Raw genomic sequence first — 18,509 nt, forward strand, 5'->3', positions numbered from 1 at the left:
TGGGCAGCCGATAGTTATGGACCCGCGCGGTCACTGTCTCGTCGAATAAAAATTCACTACGCGCGTTCGCCGTTGTAGCAACCCGGGGAGAGCGGAAGCGTCTCCAGCCCGCCCGGGAACGCACAGGAACAGCGCAAGGCGAGTCCGCCGAACGGCCTACTTGCAGGCCTTCGTGATGCCGACCTTGAGCTGGCAGATCGCATCGGCGTAGGCGGCGGTGAACACGTCGCGGGGGACACCGGTCGGGCTCTTGTCGAGGTCGTCGAGGGCGGGGCTCAGCTGCCCGAGCTTCTCGCGCAAGGTCGTCTCCGTGGTCCATAGCTCGGCCGCCGCGCGGCGGAGCTCGACGGCCTCGTCGAAGGCGTTGAACACCGTGACGATCGGCTCCTTGTCGCCGCCGACCGGGACGCCGGCCGCTATGATGGCGGAGACGAAGCGGCCGGAGTCGAGCGCGAGCAGGGCGTTGAACGTGTCGCGCTTCGGGTACAGGGCGCGGATGGCGTCGAGCTGGTTGTCGTCGAAGTCGCCCTGACCGAGGTTATGGTCGACCTCCCAGCGCAGGTCGTCCTCCTTGTTGATCATGCCGACGCTGTGGCAGCCCATGCACGACTTGCCGTTGCGAACCACGCCGTCGGGCGCGTTCTTGTCCTGCACGATCTGACTCGGCGCATCGTCGAGGCGGTTGCCCTCGGCGTTGACGATCATGTAGCCCTGGAGGCCGTTCGGTAAGCTGTAAATGATCTCGCTGGCGTCCTCGACGAAATTGAACGGATCGAGGAACACGTTGGCGTCGCCGGCATTGCTCTGAAAATCATGGGTGATCCAGTAGACGCGGTAGCTGGCGTTCGGGAAGGCGTGGCGCTCGATGACACGGTTGAACGCGGACACGCCCGACTCGTGGAACGCAGCGCGCCCGACCCGGTCCGGGTTAATCTCGATCTCCTGGGTGACGTTGGCGTCGACGTCGATGCCGAAGCTCGCCTCGAGCTCGAAGCGCGTGGCCGGGATCCGCAGGATGTCGTGATAGAGCGGCGGCTGGGCGGACACCTCGACGAACGCGTCGGCCTGCAGCAGGAAGAACTTGGTGTTGGTCGCCTGCTTCACGTCCTCGGCGCGGTCGCCGATGAACTCGAGCGCGTACGGGTCCTTGTCGGCGATGAGCTCCCAGGTGTCGGGGAACTCCTCGACGAAGGTGTTGGTAGCGACATCGAGCACGCGGCCCGCCGCGTCCCAGCCGTAGTCGCGGATGTCGATGCGGAAGATCAGCTTGTCCGGATCGATCGGGACCGGCGGCACGACCACAATCTCGTTCGACAGGCTGTTGGCCAGCTTCGACAGGGCGTGGCGGTAGATCTCGATCTGGTCGTCGCACCAGCCGTAGTTGTAGAGGTGGACCAGGCTGAAGTAGCGGATGAAGGGCCGCGCGTCCTGCGGGATCTCCTGGGTGTTCAGCAGGTCGTTTTGGATCAGGTCGATCACATGCGTGCGGGTCATCCACGGGTTCTGGCCGCACCCTGTCACCGCAGCGCACTCGGCGATCCACTGCTCGACCGCGCGGATGTCGTCCTCGCTCGGCCGCGGCTCCTGGCTCTCGGGCGGCATCGGCAGCATCGTCGCACTCATGCGCCGATAAATCGCCGAGTTGTTCGGCTCGCCCGGCACGACCTTGCCGTTCCAGATCAGCGCGTCGAGGTTGGTGATGTAGTTGATGCTGCCGAGGGCCGCGCTGTCGGGCCCGTGACACTGCTTGCAGTTCTTGTCGAGGATGTCGAGGGTCTGCGCGGCGAGTTCGCTGCAGCTTGCCTCGGGCTGTTCGTCCTGCCCAGTACTGGCGGTGCTCGCGTCGCCAGGGTTGCCGGGGCCGCTGGTGCCGACCGTGCCCTCGGTCTGGTCGGCTCCTCCATTGTCAGGAGTGCCGGACGGGTTGTAGAAGCATGCCGTGATATGGGCAAACGCGAGAAGCAGCAGCGGGCAGCTTCTGCTCCGCGGGGGCCCGAAGGACGAAGTGCCAGGAGGTCGGAGGGCGGGAGAGCTATGGGCCGGAGCCATAGTTTGGGAGCATATCAGCGGTGATGGGGGACCTGCGTCGCCGGCCGAGCGTCGCGGAGGCCCTGCCCCAGGGCCGGTCGCGCTAACGAACAGTTTCTGCCATCGCGGACAGACATGCGCTCGAATCGACGAGCACCCGATGCGCGATGGTGCCCGACGCCATTTCGCGCGAAGCGCGATTCGTCAATTCGTCAGGCGTCCCTGCCGCGCGAGGCACATCTCATCCATGCGATCCAAGATGGCGCCGGCGCGGGGTTCGCTGCGTCGACACCGCGCTCCGCACACTCCGCCCGAAAGAGCTCATTCGTGAGGGCGTCTCCCGCGCAACGATGGCGCTCGATCTCGCATTCGCCGGTCCCTTGGACTGATTGGACGCCGCACTCCGGCTCATGGCGACTGACACGGACTGGGGCCATTCGGAATCGACGGTGCGCGGCACCTCGCCGGCGGCCGTGTCGCCTCGCGGACGCGCGTGTGATTGCCGCGCCGCGCGGGAGACCACTGGCGCTGCCCGGCCCGCGCGCTCGAAGCCAGGATCGTCGCACGCGAGGTGGCGACGATCGAACTGGGCACGGGTCACGGACAGCACAGACCAGAACCGGAGCGAGAGGAGCGAGTCATGACCGAGAACAAGAAGCCACCCCACACGAAATCAGCGATCGAGCGATCGGAGGGACTGCCGCCGGACGCCTATCCTGTCGGACTGTTGCCGAGCTCGTTCCCGCCGGACTACGTCCGCGGCGCCGCGGCGCCGTTCCTGCTCAGCAGCAGCTTCTTGGGCGAGCGGCCCACGTTGCCCATGATCGATCTGATGCTCAGCAAGGAGAAAGCGATCCCCGTCAACCTGTGGGGCTTGCTGTACGACGGCTGGTGGCCGAATCCGGACGAAGAAGGTATCAGCGTCTTCTTTCAAGGCTTCGAGCGCCGCGGGGCCGACAACGAGCGCAAGAAGATCTACGTCTCGGCGAACACGCCGGATCTGGTGGCGACCAAGTACCATGCCAAGATCACGGACTTCTTCGACAAGCTGCTCGGCGCCGCCAACGCCGGCAAGCCGATGATGGGCCGATATTTCGAGTACTACGACGATCTCTACTGGGACCTCCATGTCGGCGCCACGGGCGACGAGATCCCGACCGAGGTCCGGCAATTCAGCGCCAGCTTCAATACCGTGCTCGGCTACTGGTTCCCGACGCTGGAGATCGTCCGCGACGCATACATGAGCGCGCGTGCCTCGCGTCAGGCGCTCAAGGAGTGGCTCGACGAACGCGTGCAGCGAATCATCGACGGCACGCAGCCCGACGCCGATCGGACCTTCGTCTACTACTGGCTCAAGAACGGCAGGTTGGGCGAGAACTTCCGCCGGATCGACATCGTGTTCGAATGTTTCCACAACTTCCTGGCGCTCAGCCAGTGGGGCAACATGATCTACAATGTCGCCTCGAAGCTGGAGCCGAAGTACGGTGACCCGAAAGTGCGGACCTGGTTCGAGAAGACGATGAAGGGCGGGCCGGACAAGGCCGACGGCGGCGCGTTCCCGCCGCTCGAACGATTCGTGATGGAGCTGTTCCGGACGATCTCACCGAACGACGGGAGCCTGTCCTCGCCGCGTCGGCACCGCCAGCTGCTCGGCGCCGAGTTCAGCGGCGTCACCACGCCCCATCGCGCGACCAGCATGGATCCCCAGCACTGGATCCACCCGGAGGAATTCGACCCGGATCGCTACAAGACGGCGCCGACGAGCGTCGACAACGATGAGGCGCGGGCGAAGGAGATCGGCCTGGCGCGCTGCCCCTTCGCCAAGGCCTCCCTCGAGCTCAAGGACGGCCGTACGGGCGAAATGACCAACAGCGCCTTCGGTGCCGTGTACGGGGTCGTCGACGGCGAGCCGCATCCGGTGTGCGACACGGCCGGCTACGCGCCCTTCGGATTCGGCTATCGCCGCTGCGCCGGGGAGTACATCACAGTGGAGTTCATCAAGGAGTTCCTCCGTAAGGTCTGGAAGGAGAAGCTCTCGTTCGTCAAACTCGACCTCGAGCAGCCAGCGGAAATCCCCGTCAACCCGGGGACCGTGCTCCACGACAACATCACGTTCAAGCGGGGCAAGTAACTCTCGTGCGAGTGAGGCGCGCGGACACCCGGAGCCGCGTTCTCACACGCCCCCGCCCTCGTCGACCGGCTGCTGGGGCGACCGACCACCGAGACCGCGGCCCTCTCTGGACCGCGGCGCACACGCGCATCCGCCTCGCGCGACCGCTCGAGCCGACCCGTCGAGGCCGCGCTGCCGGCCGGCCTCGACCGTACCCTCCGCGACTACCCCTTGCGCACCTTGGCCAGCAGCGCCTCGGCCTTCTCCTTGAAGGGCAGCGCGTGCGACTCGTTGAAGCGAATGAGGGCCGCGTCGCTGCACAGCGCGACCACTTGCTCGAGCGCGGCCTTCCGCTGCGGGCGATCCGTCGACTCCGAGCCGAGCAAGAACCACAGCTCGTAGACCTTCGGGCGGAGCTCCGTCGCGCGCTCGAGGCAGCGCACGCGGAACGCCGGCGCGGTGTCTGTCGGGATCTCCTGCGCCAGATAGTGTCGCTTCGTCTTGACGGCCGTCGTCACCACCGCCAGCGCCTCGTCGTCGCGGCCGAGCTTGTGCAGCGCCCGCGCCAGCGTGGACGCGAACACGGGCCGGTCCCGCGAGGGGGTCAGGCGCTCCGCGTTCGCGGCGGCCTCCGCCGTCAGCGGCCAATCCGGCACATCTTCCGCCGAGTTGGCGACCACGCGCCACAGATCGCCCTCTGCGGGGTACTGCCGCGCCAGCGGCAGCGCGATCGCCAGCTTCTTTGCGGCCTCCACCATCGAATCGAGCTTGTGGATCGTCTTCTTCAGCTCCTTGGCCGGCATCTTCGCCAGGCCGACGTTCTGGGCGGTCGCGTACAGCTCCTCGTACTTCGCCTGGTTCTCGTCGCTCTCCTCCTGCGCGGCCTGATCGAGCAGCCCTTTCTTGGCCAGCTTCGTCAGCAGATCGACGAACACGTCGAACGACGTGAACTCGCGCTGCGCGCCCGTCTCGTGGTCGTACGAGAGGATCTGGCCCGGCGCCCCGCCGTCGAGCGAGCCGGCGCGATCGAAGCAGTAGAACTGCCCGTCGTCGTCGGCCATGAACGGCAGCCAATCCTCGCGCCAGGCGCCGGCGCGCTCGCGCCACTTCGGATTCTTCGCCAAGATCTCGTTCATCTCGGCCCGCCTCGCCTCGATCTCCGCGATCGGCAGCAGCCGGTACGCGCCGAGGAGCTCCGCCTCCGAGCCGTCGTGGACCGCGTAGAGGTCGAGCATGCTCGCCGGCACCTCGCGCGCGCGCAGGAGCTTCAGCGCCTCGGCCGACGCCGGCCCCCGCAGCTGCGCGGCGATCTCGCGATGCTTCTTCCGGATCGCCTCGAGCAACGCTTCGACCTCCGGCGAGCCGGCCTTCGGCACCTCCGTCTTCGCCGCGGCCTTCGTCTTCGCCGCCTTCGCCTTCGCGGGCTTCGCCTCGTCCTCGGCCTCCGCCTTCGCGGCCTTCGCGGGCTTCGCCGCGCCCGCCGAAGACACCTCCGCGTAGCCCTTCTTCGTCTTCTCCGCGACGAGCTTCGAGGCCTCGCGCTCGGCCTCGGCCGCCGACGCGAAGCTCTTGTCCTTCGCGGTCCCGTCGGTGCCGATGCGCCCGTAGCACACCGACATCGTCTCGCCGTCGACCGCGATCTCCCAGAACTTACTCGATGAGCCCTCGACGAGCTCGAAGCGCCGCTTCTCAGTCATGTGACTCCTGGCGCCTATGGACAATCTCCCGCCCATGATGTCAAGCGCGGACGGCGCCCGTAATTTCTTTTTGTCCCAGGTCGCCCGCCGAGCGGCGAATGTCTACAGATAGGGGTCGACGGACCCATCGTCCTCGTCGCGTCCCCGATGTCGTGACTACCGGTTCGCATCCTTGCAATTACCTCTCGCACGAATGCGACGACAGCGGCCGCGGCAGCGGGTACCCTGCCCGCATGCACTCCTCGGCGCGCCAGCGAGCCCTGTCCACCTCCTGCGGCCCGCGGCTCCTGTCCGGCCGACGCCTCGCCGCGCTGGCGCTCGTGCCTCTCCTGGCGCTCGCGTGCGGCGGTCCCGGCGACCCGGTGACTTCGCAGACCGCGAGCGACCCGACCACCACCACCGACGAAACCAGCACCGGCTCGACGAGCTCCTCGACCACCACCGGCGGCCCCGTCACCGAAGGCCCCGTCACCGAAGGCCCCGTCACCGAAGGCCCCGTCACCGAAGGCCCGGGCACCGAGACCAGCACCGACGCGACCACCGGACAGGCCGGCGACTGCGCGCAGATGTGCGAGCGCACCAGCGAGTGCACCCCGCAGGTGACCCTCGAGCAGTGCATCGCCGCCTGCGAGGCCACCGACGACGAGCTGCGCGCCTGCGTCTTCGCCTGCGACCAGCCGGTCTGCGAGGACCTGCTCATGTGCACGACCCTGTGCGCGCACGAGGGCGACCCGAACGCCACGCCCTACGCCACCTGCGAGGACGGGGCGTCGACCTGCCAGCCCGGCGTCTACATGTGCATCGTCAGCGCCCACGACGGCCTCGAATTCTCGGTCTGCACCCCGTTCTGCGACGACGAAGGCGAGTGCCCGACGCCGGCCACGGGCACCGCGACGCCGCAGTGCGACCTCGACGGCCGCCCCCACGTGTGCTCCCTCGACTGCAGCGGCGGCCAGCAGTGCCCGGACGACATGGTCTGCGACCTCCAGGGCAGCGGCCTGTGCATGTGGCCGGTCGAGTGAGCGCAGGCTCGCAAGCGTGCAATTGCGGCTCGCATCCGTGCGACGGCCGCGGACGCGCTCTCTCGGGTATGCACAGAGGCGCCCGCCGGCGACCGGCGCGGCGCGGAGCCATGGCATGACGACGATCGAAGCACCGACGGGTCCCCTCGCCCCGCTCGCCGACGCGTTCGCGCTGCGGCCCTTCGCCACCTGCCTCGCCGCGTTCAGGGCCCTGGCGGACGGCGACCCGAGGGAGCAGCCGCTGGACGGCGCGAGCCGGGCGTTCGGCCTCACCGAGCTCGCGGCCTGGCCCCACCCGCCGCCGCACTGCGCTCTCGTCGAGCTCGACGAGCCGCAGCCCGCGGTCTTCTCCGACCCGCGCCGCCTCACCCGCCTGCCGCTGTTCGCCCCGCTCGTCGGCACCTGGAACGCGAGGGTCTCGGGCCGTTGGTTCGGCGGCGCCAACTGGATCGTCGCCCACCTGCGCTTCACCCACGAGCAGCTCGACGAGGAGTCCGACGCGTCCTCCGACTTCTCCGCCGGCCTCGCGCTGTTCGCCGTCGAGGGCGGATGGGCAGCCGCCATATGGCCGTGGTGGCGCCGCGAGGCCTTCGCAGCGGTCCTCGGGTTCGCGCCGGAACGCGCGAGCGAGGCGCACGCGTGCGAGTTCTGGTTCGGCGAATGATCGCAGGCGAGCACGGCGGGCGTCGGGACGAACGCACGCCAATGACGAGAGGGGCCGTCGGGTCGCATGCGAGCGCGTCCGACTACGGCGCGCAATCACGCCGCCCGCGGTCGCCCGCAGGACGATGCCGCGCGCACGTGCGATCGCTCCGGCCTCGCGCGGCCTGCGAGCGTCCTCTGCGTCGGCCGACCGCTATGCTCCGGCCATGCCGAGCCAGCTTGTCATCACCGCAGTCGACGGGATCGTCACCTCGCACGCACGGGCCACCGGAGAGGTCGCGTGGGCGTTTCGCATCCCTGACGGGAAGGCCGACCAGCCCCACGTCACCCGCATTCACGCCGACGAGCAGCGGGTCGTCGTGGTGGCCGGCCGCATGGACGAGTCGGGCTTCTTCGCCACCGCCGACGCCACCGCCCACGTGTGCTGCCTCGACTACGCGACCGGCAAGCTGCTGTGGCGGCACTCGCTCAAGGGCGGCCAGAACATCGCCCACTTCACTTCGACGCTCCTGGTCGAGGGCGGCCAGGTCCTCGTCGCCCACGCCGAGCTCCTGGTGGCCTTCTCGCTCGAGACCGGCCAGCAGCAGTGGCAACGCAAGGTCGAGCGCACCGCCACGCGCGGCATTCACACCTCCGTGGCCCTCGCAGTGCCCGGCCACGCGCAGCAGGGCGACCGGAAGTGACGGGCGGCGGATCCATGGCCACGCCAGCGCCCATCCGCGCGAGCGCGGGCCCCGGGCTCGCGCTCGTCCTGCTCGTCACCGTCGCGTCTTGCGGCGCGAAGGACGTCCGGGGACAGGCCGTGGCCGCGCCCCCGCAGCCCGAGCCCGCAGCGATCGCCACGACGCCGCCCGTGGTGGCGCCGTCCGAGGCCACGAAGCCGCCCGAGAGTGCCCATTGCCCTGCGGGTCCGGACACCGCGACGATCCGCGGCAAGCTCGTGTTCGCCGACAAGGCTGCGCCGGCAGCGTTCACCGCAGCGGCCTCGCGCGCCCGGGCCGGATGGCGCACCATGGACGATTGCGACAGCCAATACAAAGAGTTCCGGGCGACCGCGGGCGCCGCAGCATTCGTGTTCGAGGGGCTGCCGCCGGGGTTCTATGGCATCACCCTCTCCGGCGACGAGTTCGTCGACTTCGACGTCGATCCGTTCACCGTCGAGGCGGGGAGGACCTTTGACCTCGGCGCGCTGGTCCTCGACCGCGGGCGGACGTTGCGCGGGCGGGTGCTGACGGCAGACGGAGCCCCGGCCGCGGGCGTCCAGGTCTACGCCGACAGCGACCTCTGGGGCGACGGCGCGGCGCTCCTCGATATCGTCGTGCGCACGGCCACGACCGGGGCGGACGGCAGCTTCACCCTGACGGCCCTGGGGCGCGGCGCGCTGTACGTGGCCGCCGAGGCGCCGCAGCTCGGGCGCTCGCCGGCGGTGCAGCTCCCCGCGGGCGACGACGACCTGACGAGCGAGCTCCGCCTGGGACCGACCGGCGCGCTCGCGGGGCGGGTGACGTACGCGGGCAAGCCCGCCCGCGCCGACGTCACCGCGCAGCCCGTGGGCTCCGGGTCCGCGGTGATGTTCACGGTCGCCACCGACAACGAGGGAAAGTATCGATTCGACCGCCTGGCCAAAGGGACATATACCATCACTGCCCAGCTGTTCCGGGACGGCACGCACTCGCTCTCACACCCCGCCCGGGCGAAGCAGGCGGCCCTCGCCGCGGGCCGGGAGGGGCAGCTCGATCTCGACGTCCCTGCGGGGCCGACTCTCGTGATCGCGCCGAAGCTCGCCGCGGGCGCGGCAGACATCGTGTCCGTGGTGCTCGTCAAGGGGACCTTCGCCGCCGCGACGAGCGGAGAGCTCGATCGGGCGAGCGCGGGGCTGGGCCGCGAGCGTGCGCGGCAGGAATCCACGCACCTGGCCGAGAAGACCGAGATCGCGCTGGCAGACGTACCGCCGGGCAGCTACACGCTGTGCGGCGTGGCGACCAAGTACGACGAATCCCTGGCGACGATCGCGGCCGCGCCGGCGACCTGCGTCCGGGTGCGCGTGGCAGCCGGCCGCCCGCGGCAGCAGGTCTCGCTCGCGCTCGCGGGCCGCTGACCCGTGAGTCCGCGGCCGCCAGGCCGGCTCACCGCGGCGAAGTGAACCCACTTCGCCGCGGCCACCCGGCGCGGACGATCGCCGCCATCAATAATGACAATCCTCGGAGTCCGCGATCGCGTCGACCAGCGCCTGCGGGTTGGAGAATTGCAGCACGTGCACAGTGTCGGGCCCGAGCACCCGCACGAAGCAGCGCGACGCCGGATCGCCGGTCAGGTGCTGGTACAGCGTCTCGCTCTCCGCGAGCTGCACATAGATGTCCTCCTCGTAGGCGATCGCGCGCAGGCGCGTGCCTGTTTCGAACAGCTCGGCGCCGGCCGACGGGCGCGAAGTGAACGGCCCGGTCCCGTTGAGCTGGTGGATCGCCCGCAGCGGCTCGCCGAGCGCGTTGAAGCCGCCCGCCTCGATCTCCGCCGGCGTCAGCGCGCCGGGCACGACGTCACCGTCGCGATCCGTGAAGTAGAACGCGGGCCACAGCGCGACCGGGATCTCGAACAGCGAGCCGTACGCGGGCTCCTCGACCGCGAACGCCTGGATCAGCCCCGACAGGTCGCCGCTGTCGCCGAGCGCCCACGGGACCTCCGCGGGCAGGTCCGAGGCGACCAGGATCGCGTCGCGGATGCCGAACCGCTTGCGCAAGCTGCTGCCCTCGTCGAGGAGCCGCTGCTGCAGCATCTGCACCAGAGTGCCGCCCATGCTGTGACCGAGGATCGTCCGCGGACGGATCTTCCGCTCGTCGAGGCGCTCCAGCACCTCCTCGATCGCGGTGACGTAGTCGAACAGGTCGAGGTCGCCGAACAGCGCCCCCTGCGGGACCCCGCTGTTGCCGCGCACGGGCATGTCGGCCACCAGCACGCACGCGTCCTCGCCGAGCGCCTCGGCGTACGGCCGCCACGACGCGGCCGCGAACACCCCGCCGTGGACCGCGAAGTGACAGTGCTTCGACTTGCTGGCCTTGTCGAGGGTGCCGTAGAGGTTGACGAAGAGGTCGACGGTGACGCCCGGCCGCAGCTCGACATCCTCGAGCAAGAACCCGGGCGTCCCGTCCGCGCCGATGTCGAGATCGATGCCGGGACCGCCGCCCTGGCGCGCCTCGACGTCGGCGTCGACGGGGAGGTCCATGCACCCGGCCGGCAGGGCCACGAGCGCGGCGAATACACAACGTTGCGTAAGTTCGACGATGTTCATCGCCTCGGTTATGCCAGCCGCGACGTCTCGAAGGAAGAGGACCCCGAGGTCAGTTCTGCGCTCATGGTCTCCTCGATGAGAGCACCTCGCCAGCGCGCCCCGTCCCCCGATCGACGGCCATCATGACCGCGCCGGACTTCGTCGAACCGAATGACCTGGGCCGGCCTGGAGACGCGTCGAGCTGCGCGACAACGCGGACCTCGACAGCAGTGCACACCGGGGATCGTCTATCCTCGACGCATGTCGAACCCGAACGGCGGCCGGGCGGATCGCCCCACGACCCGGAATCTCCGCGGCTCCGCGGCGAGGTGCGTGGCGCTCCTCGTATCGCTCTGGAGCTCGGGCCTGCTCGCGGTCGTGCTGAGCGGCGGCTGTGAGCGCGTACATGCCGAAGCGCCGGCGCCGAGCCCTCTGGCCGAGCCGTCGACGACGGCGGTCCCTGACGAGCTCGCGTCCGACAGCGACAAGTGTGCACAGGGGGATGGAGGCGCGTGCGCCAGGGCAGCGTTGCGGCGCCAGCACGGCGACCGGGCGCGGCTCGATCTCGCGGAGGCCCTGTCCTTCCATCGACGCGCGTGCGACCTCGGGTACGCCCGCAGCTGCGTGCACGCTGCCATTGGGACGCTGCGACAGCGACCCTACGGCGACGAGACCGCGAGCGCTCTGGCGGCAGTGATGTCGCGGCTGTCAGGACGGGCTCCCGACCGCGTGCATCTTCCTGCTCGGGCTGAAGCACGGTCCGGTCGTGTTCCGCCAGGCCCTGCGCGACGCGAGCATCACCGAGGACGCGCCCGCTCTCGCGCCGGCATGTGCGGGAGGCGACGACGACGCCTGCGCTGCCGGGCTGGAGACGATCGAGCTCTGTGGCGAATGGGAATCGTGGGCGTGTCTTGCGATGGGCCTGCGGCCCTGGCTCAAGAAATCCGTCGATGGCGAGCTCCTGGCCGCTGCGGCGCGGCCGTTCACGGAGGCGCTGCGCGAGCGATGCGGGCAGGACCGACCGCGGCCGTGTGCCCTGCTCGCCGCTCGGGTGCCCGCGGGAGACGCCGAGCGGCTGCACACGGACGCGTGTACATGGGGATACGCTCCGAGTTGCTTGATTCGCGCGGACACGCTGACCGGCGAGAGCACGGCCGCCGAGCGCCAGGCCCTGCTGAAGCGTGCATGCGACGCCGGGCTGCAGCGCGGCTGCTCCGGGCTGCTACGCGAGGAGCTTCGCAGCGCGGGGGAGACCGTGGAGCGCTTGCGAGACGGGTGCGAGCTGCAGGACGCCACGTCGTGTACGGCGTACGCCCGCGCGATGGCCACCAGCGGGGAGCCCGACAAGGCGCGAGCGCTGTACGAGCACGCGTGTGACCTCGGAGACGCCGATGGTTGCGATGCTGCCGGGCTCCTCGGCGCGAGCATCGACGACGACGCCGAACTGTTCCGACGCAAGGGTTGGTTCTACCGGGCCTGCGCCCTGCGAGGTGCTCCGAGCTGCGAGCGAGCCGAGGCGCTCGAGCGAGACCGGGCCCTGGGCGCAGAGCTCACGGCGTGTCGAGCGGGGCAGCTCGAACGATGCGCTCTCGCCGTCGACGCGCTCGCGACGCACGACCCGAGAGCGGCGAGCGAGCTCGTCGCAGTCGTCTTGAAGCAGTCCGGAAAAGCTTGCCGAAGCTCCTCCGAAGCTTGCGACGCCATACGATGGATACACTTGATCACCGGCTGCGGTGAGTACGGTGTACAGACTTGCGCGAGCCGCACCGCAGCCCAAATGCGCCAGCGGAGGAAGGCGTCCGCGTTCGACGCTCGCTTCGAACGTCTCCTGCTCGCGGAGTGCGACCGCGGCGTCGCTTCGTCCTGTCAAAGGCTGGCGAGCAGGGTGACCGGGAGCTCGCCCAAGCGCGCGGAGAAGCTGTTCCTCCGCGCATGCGAGCTGGGAGACGCGACCAGCTGTGGTCAAGTCAGGTCCGTGGGCTCGGGCTATCGGTATATGAGCGAGGACGAGGATTACAAGTATATCCAGATGGCCTGTGACGGCGGCGATCACGAATCGTGCCTCGGTGTGGCCCGATATTGGTCTGACATGGATCCTCGGCTGTCGGAGTCGCTCCGGACTCGCGCGCGCGAGCTCCTCGAACAGGGCTGCCCGATCGGACAGTCACCGGGCCACTGGTGTTCGACGGAGCCCATTCTCGCGTCACTCGCAGAATTGGATATGTACGCAGCCGTCGTCGACACGCTGCGTCGAAAGTGTCACGAATCCGAGAGCTCGACCAGCTGCAGCACACTCGTCGGCATGCTCGGCGTTCCCCGTGACTCGTGGACATGACTGCCCGCTCACGCGGTGGCAGCTCCTGTCGTCGCAAGAAGTCGCCGGCTCTCATCGACATTCGTCGTTGGAGACCACGAGGGTCATCGAGAGCGCATCGCGTCCGCTTCAGCCCGCTCGCCCGCCGCCGCCTGCGCACCGGCCCGCCGGCCGCCGCGCTGTGCTCCCGGGTGGCGAGGGAGCGCACCATCGAGAATGGTGCCTTTTCGGCCGCCACGCCCGAGGCTGCCACGCCCGGATTCGCACGTAGCGAAAATGAATTGATCGCATCATAGATGCGGGGGAAGATAGGCCCCAGGTTGGGCGCTCGCTGACGTAGAGGATGGGCAGCCATGGGCGAAGACATCGATATTTTGCAGCTGCGCGGGACGACCCTGAAGGGCACGTTCGCGCTCGACCGGGCAGTCGCGCGCGGCGGCTTCGGGGTGGTCTATCGCGGGCGACACCTCTCTCTGCACAAAGAGATCGCCGTCAAAGTCTTCTGCCCGCTCGCCAGGCCCGAGGCCTCCATCGAGCAAGAGGCCATCTCGCACTTCTTTCAGGAGATCAAGATCCTCTCCGCGCTCGAACACCCGGCCATCGTGCGGCCCTACGACTGCGGGACGATCAGCCTGCCCGAGAGCGGAAACGTGCCGTGGATGGCGCTCGAATGGATCGAGGGTCGCACTCTGGCGGAGATCTTGCGACAGAGCCCGCGAATCGAGTGGTCCCCCCGGGAGGCGCTCGATCTGCTGCGTCCGGTGATCGAGGCGCTCGCCGAGGCCCACGCCCACGGTATCGCACACCGGGACATCGCGCCGAACAACATCATCGTGTCTGCATCCGCGCACGGTCGGCGCATTCGTCTGATCGACTTCGGCATCGCCTGTATCCGCCCGAGCTACGAGGAGCCGGATCCGCCGCCGGACGCGCCCACCGGTTCGGTCCTGATCGCCCACTCGCCCAAGTACCCCGCCCCCGAGCAAGTGCTGCAGCACCGCACGGGCACCTTCACCGATGTCCACGCCATCGGGCTCATCCTCTATCATCTGCTCACCGGCTATCTGCCGTATCCGAATTCGGCCAGCGATCCAGAGCACGGCGCCTGCGCCTTGCGCCGACCGACCCCGGGCCTCGTCGGCCTCGACGTCGGCGCGTGGGAGCCCGTGCTGTCGCGCGCCGTCGCGATCAACCCGCGCGACCGCTTCACCACCGCGCGGGAGCTGCTGACCGAGCTCGAGCAGACCTTGGACGCCGCCGTGCCGGCGCACGACGAATTCGAGGTGGCGTTGCCCGAGAACTGGCGCGTGGTGGAGGTGGCCCCCACCACTGTCCCCATCCTTCTCAATACGCCGGAGGTCACGGTGATCCTGCATCCGGTCGCCCTGACGACCGATGAGCTGCGCCACGGCTTCGAGGTCCCGATCAACGCCGGCCTGTCGTGCAAGCTCGTAGTCCAGCGCTACGCAGAGGTCTCGCTCGCCCTGACGGTCGTCGGTCACCCGGGCGAGCGACCCGGGCTCTACTCGAATCCCAACGGGGTCGGCTCACGCCTGACCCGAGCGATGCTCGACCCGGGCGCCGAAAAGGCCATCTACGTCGGTCAGCGGGCCTTCGGCCTGCGCGAGGTCATCTGCTACGCCACCCAGGGCCGACTGGACGAACGGCTCTCGATCGACGTCAGCCGCCTGAACCTCACCGTCTACTTCGCCACCCCGGTGCGCGACTTCATCGTCCTGCAGGTCGACGAACCGGAGCTGGCCCGCGCACACCTGGCATGTATCGGTATCACCTGAGGGATCGATAGACACGATGGCACAAACCACCGACATCTCCGCGTCGAGGGCAGCCTCGCTCACGCAAGCGGCCCTCCCGCCCGAAGCCGCGATCAGCCGCGAGACCGTCAACTCCCAGCTACGCTACGCCTTTCGCATGACCCGCAACCGCGGCGGGCTATGGGTCCCGGTCGAGCTCGGCCAGGGCAAGTTCGCCCGCGTCTTGTGCGGCCAGCAGCAGATCGGCAATCAACCAGCTCGCAGCGTGGCGATCAAGATCTTGCACAGCCACGCCACCCTGGCTCACGAGCGCCTGTTCGCCACCGAGATCGCACACCTGCGCAAGCTGAGCGACGCCGACAACGTCAACGTCCTGCACATCCTCGACGTGCTGCAGCTGCGGCCGCTGGTGCTGTGCGGCTGCGGCAAGGTCTATTCCCCCCGCTGCCCCAGCTGCGGGCAGGAGCTGCTGACCCGCGTCGACCTCGACGCTCACCCCGGGCTGCAATGCACGGCCTGCAAGTACGTCCTGCCGGCCAACCGGGTGATGGACCGCGTGCAGGAGCTCTCGTCGGCGACCGCGCGCACCTGCTGCCAGGACAAGGCGGTCGAGGGTAAGGGCACGATCATCAACTTCGTCCATCGCGACGTCATCGTGATGGAGCACCTGACCCTCGGCCTCAAGGACTTCGCCCGGCGCCGCCGCGAAGAAGTGATGGACCAGTGGAAGAAGAAGGGCGGCGAGACGACCGCCCTGGCCCTCGCGTCGAAGCCCGGGTGGCTCGAGCGTATCGGCGCCCTGCTGCCGAAGAAGTGGCTGCACCGGCGCACGTCCGAGCTGTTCGAGAAGGCCCTCTTGCTCGAGAAGGTCCTGGCCGTGGTCCAGCTGGTCGAGGGCGTCGCGTGGCTGCACGGCGAGAAGAAGATCATCCACAAGGACCTCGCGGCCGACAACATCATGGTCCGCTTCTCGGGCGTCCGTAACAGCAAGTCGAACTGGCGCGGCGAGCATCGTCCGGAGATGAACGTCAGCGACATCCTCAACGACATCACCGGTTATCCGACGTTCCGCACCCTGCTGATCGACTTCGGCCTCGCCGACGAATCGACGCCGACGCGCTCGTGGTACGACGACGACGAAGCCACCGGCCAGAACAAGGGCCCTTTCCTGTCGCCCGAGGCCAAGAACCGGCGCCAGGACGTCGGCCTCGACCAACCGCTCGCGTTCTCGCCGGAGGAGAAGACGTTCGTCATCCCCCCGGAGATGCGAGGCCTGTCCCTGCCGCTGATGCCCGGCGATCTGATCAGCCACTCGCTCGACGAGGAGCACGTCCACGACCTCAAGATCGAGGCGGTGCTCGACGGCAAGGTGGCCAAGTACTCCGGCCTCGCCCCGGAGGTCCAGGACTACCGCCGCTGCATCGTCGAGCGCCCCCTGCTCGAGCCGCACGACATCTTCGCCCTCGGCGCGCTCTTCTACTTCCTGCTGTCCGAGGACATCACCCGCATGGAGCCCCTGCACGCATTGGTATACACAGCGCAGGAGAAGCGACGCCCGATCGACGTCGGCGCCCTGCGCGGGCTCGACCTCTACCCCGGCGTGCGCAAGGCGATCCGCTCCGCGTTCTGGCAGGACGAGCTGATCGTCATCATCCTGCGCGCGATGACCCGAGGCCTGCCCGGCAGCTACGCCAAGACCCGCATCGATCGCGGCTGCGAGGCGGCCCAGCGTTTCCTCCTCGAGATCAAGCGCCTACACCACAAGATCCAGCGCGACATCGTCTCGACGTTCTGGCGGTAACAAGGATGTCCGAATCGTTCCCACCTCCCCTCGGCACCCCGATCGCCGGCCGCTTCCAGCTGCTGGCCCCCCTCCGCGGCGACGGGCCGGTATTGACATATCTCGCCCAGGACATTCAAGCCGGCAAGCGGCGCGCCCTGACGCTGTTCCACCCCGCGTATGCGACGGCGAACGCGTGGGCCGAATACCACCGCCTGGTGACGACCGCGGCGGAGGCCAAGATCCCGGGCCTGACCCTGCCGCCGCAGGTCCCCGCGACCCCACCCGACCCACCGCACGTGGTCGACGATCCACCCGTGACTCGCGGCCTCGATCGGCTGTGCGCGCAGGACGGAAAGATCGCCTGGCAACGCGCCCTGACCATCGGCGAGCGGATCGCCGCGGTCCTGCACGACGCGTTCGTCAAGACCGGCGCCGCCCACCGCGCGCTCACCCCGTCGCGATGTACCGTCGGCACGGGCGACGCGGTCGAATTGCTCGACTACGGCGTCGCCGAGATCGAGCTCGCCGGGGAACAGCCTGAAGAGGCCGAATACCGCGCCCCGGAGCAGCGCAGCGAGAAGGGTGATCCGCGCAGCGACATCTTCGCCCTCGCGGCCATCTTGTATGAGTCGATCTCCGGCACTTGCCCCTCGCCCTCTCCGCCCGCGCTGGGCTCGCTTGTTCCCGTGCCTCCCGCCGTCGATCGCCTGCTCGACCAGGCGCTCGCCGTCGACCCCGCGCAACGCCCCGCCGACCTGGCCGCGCTGCGAGCCGCGCTGCGCGAGGCTCTGAGTCTCCCGGCATTACCCAAGAGCGAGCCTGCGACGCCCGCGAGTCCGCAGCCGACAGCTGCCCCGCCGGCGGTCGTCAACGAATCACCCGTCGAATCGCCGCCCCCTCATCGACCCGAGCCCCCGCCAGTCACCCCGAGCCCCAAGCCTTCCCTCGCGCCCCTGTCGCGCCCGCTCGCGGATCGGCCCACGCCGACCAAGCCGGTGCAGAGCCCGCGAGCGCTCCTCTCCCGACAACGACAAGCATCCGAAGATCCCCCGGTCGAGCGAACCGAACGACTCCCACCGAGGCCGGTCCAGCAAGACACCACTTTGGTCCTTTCCCGCACCGAGGACGGCCCCACCGAGCGCGTGTCACTCCCCGGCGCGCGACCCGTCCGCCCGGTCGACCCCCACGGCGAGCGAACCGAGGTCTTTCAAAAGAGACAGCCCAACCACCGAACGCCGCCCGAAGAACGTACCGAGAAGCTCCCCGGAAGCGCCCCGGTCCCCGATCGAACCGAGGTCCTGAGCCCCTCGCCCGCCCGACAGCCATCGCCCCTCCCCGATCGAACCGAAGTCCTGAGCTCTTCGGCCGCGCGAGACCTCCCTCCTGGACAATCTGCAGTGCGTGCCGACCCCCGTCTCGCCGCGACCCCGCGCTTGCAGCCCGCGTCGTCCATGGAAGGTGACGACGAGAGAACTACCATCATGGGCCGACGCGAGAGCCCACGCATCCAGACTCCACCGGAAGCAGAGTCTTCGCTCGAACCAACGATTGGGGCCATTCGCGTCCACAGGCCCAACCCGCCCCGGCAAGCTCAAGCGCCACAGGCCGACCGCCCCTCTCCTCCGACCCGCGAGCAGTCCTCTCCCCAGATTCCACCCTCGAACGAATTTTTGCGGACGACCCTGCTCAAGGTCAACCTCGTGCTCGTCCTCCTGCTCCTGGTCGGCCTCACCGTCTGGGCGCTGGCATGACCTGCGTATTCCGGCCATCGTGATCGCTTGGATCGGTCATCGTGATCACCCCGGAGGGGTCGGAGCGGAGCGACGCGGGTGGCGGGCTCGGCGCGGACGGG

The 18,509-nt window shown here is 69.0% G+C and carries 12 protein-coding genes; 9 read left to right on the forward strand and 3 right to left on the reverse strand.

From position 1 onward, the window contains the following. Positions 1–156 precede the first annotated feature (156 nt). Positions 157–2,049 (reverse strand): c-type cytochrome domain-containing protein, encoded by a 1,893-nt coding sequence (locus tag OV090_RS38230; protein ID WP_267709737.1) that lies wholly within the window; start codon positions 2,047–2,049, stop codon positions 157–159. Positions 2,050–2,527: 478 nt separating this feature from the next. Between OV090_RS38230 and OV090_RS38235 the strand changes: the two genes are divergently transcribed. After that, positions 2,528–4,159 (forward strand): hypothetical protein, encoded by a 1,632-nt coding sequence (locus tag OV090_RS38235; protein WP_267709739.1) that lies wholly within the window; start codon positions 2,528–2,530, stop codon positions 4,157–4,159. Between the two features lie 203 nt (positions 4,160–4,362). Here the strand turns inward: OV090_RS38235 and OV090_RS38240 are convergent, their stop codons facing one another. Continuing rightward, positions 4,363–5,835 (reverse strand): WGR domain-containing protein, encoded by a 1,473-nt coding sequence (locus tag OV090_RS38240; RefSeq protein ID WP_267709741.1) that lies wholly within the window; start codon positions 5,833–5,835, stop codon positions 4,363–4,365. Between the two features lie 233 nt (positions 5,836–6,068). Here OV090_RS38240 and OV090_RS38245 point away from each other — a divergent pair, with 233 nt between their 5' ends. The 4 genes from OV090_RS38245 (at position 6,069) to OV090_RS38260 (ending at position 9,618) form a co-directional block, all read left to right on the forward strand. Further along, positions 6,069–6,857, forward strand: a complete 789-nt coding sequence (locus OV090_RS38245; RefSeq protein WP_267709744.1) for a hypothetical protein — start codon at positions 6,069–6,071, stop codon at positions 6,855–6,857. A 115-nt stretch (positions 6,858–6,972) separates the two neighbouring features. Beyond that, the gene (locus OV090_RS38250) at positions 6,973–7,521 is read left to right on the forward strand and encodes a hypothetical protein (RefSeq protein ID WP_267709746.1); all 549 of its coding nucleotides are present in this window, start codon (positions 6,973–6,975) and stop codon (positions 7,519–7,521) included. 205 nt (positions 7,522–7,726) lie between these two features. After that, the gene (locus OV090_RS38255) at positions 7,727–8,203 is read left to right on the forward strand and encodes a PQQ-binding-like beta-propeller repeat protein (protein WP_267709748.1); all 477 of its coding nucleotides are present in this window, start codon (positions 7,727–7,729) and stop codon (positions 8,201–8,203) included. Between the two features lie 14 nt (positions 8,204–8,217). Then, complete coding sequence (locus OV090_RS38260) at positions 8,218–9,618, forward strand: carboxypeptidase-like regulatory domain-containing protein (protein WP_267709750.1); 1,401 nt, start codon at positions 8,218–8,220, stop codon at positions 9,616–9,618. A gap of 87 nt (positions 9,619–9,705) precedes the next feature. Here OV090_RS38260 and OV090_RS38265 read toward each other — a convergent pair whose 3' ends face one another. Continuing rightward, complete coding sequence (locus tag OV090_RS38265) at positions 9,706–10,806, reverse strand: alpha/beta hydrolase (protein WP_267709752.1); 1,101 nt, start codon at positions 10,804–10,806, stop codon at positions 9,706–9,708. Positions 10,807–11,551: 745 nt separating this feature from the next. Between OV090_RS38265 and OV090_RS38270 the strand changes: the two genes are divergently transcribed. The 4 genes from OV090_RS38270 (at position 11,552) to OV090_RS38285 (ending at position 18,408) form a co-directional block, all read left to right on the forward strand. Further along, positions 11,552–13,120, forward strand: a complete 1,569-nt coding sequence (locus OV090_RS38270; protein ID WP_267709754.1) for a hypothetical protein — start codon at positions 11,552–11,554, stop codon at positions 13,118–13,120. A gap of 332 nt (positions 13,121–13,452) precedes the next feature. Continuing rightward, positions 13,453–14,895, forward strand: a complete 1,443-nt coding sequence (locus OV090_RS38275) for a serine/threonine-protein kinase (RefSeq protein WP_267709756.1) — start codon at positions 13,453–13,455, stop codon at positions 14,893–14,895. A 136-nt stretch (positions 14,896–15,031) separates the two neighbouring features. Then, on the forward strand, positions 15,032–16,675 hold the full coding sequence (locus OV090_RS38280) for a protein kinase (RefSeq protein ID WP_267709758.1): 1,644 nt from the start codon (positions 15,032–15,034) through the stop codon (positions 16,673–16,675). A gap of 197 nt (positions 16,676–16,872) precedes the next feature. Beyond that, complete coding sequence (locus tag OV090_RS38285) at positions 16,873–18,408, forward strand: hypothetical protein (protein ID WP_267709759.1); 1,536 nt, start codon at positions 16,873–16,875, stop codon at positions 18,406–18,408. The last annotated feature ends 101 nt before the right edge of the window (positions 18,409–18,509 follow it).

Source organism: Nannocystis sp. RBIL2, from assembly GCF_026626745.1.
In the GTDB taxonomy this organism is placed as follows: domain Bacteria; phylum Myxococcota_A; class Polyangia; order Nannocystales; family Nannocystaceae; genus Nannocystis.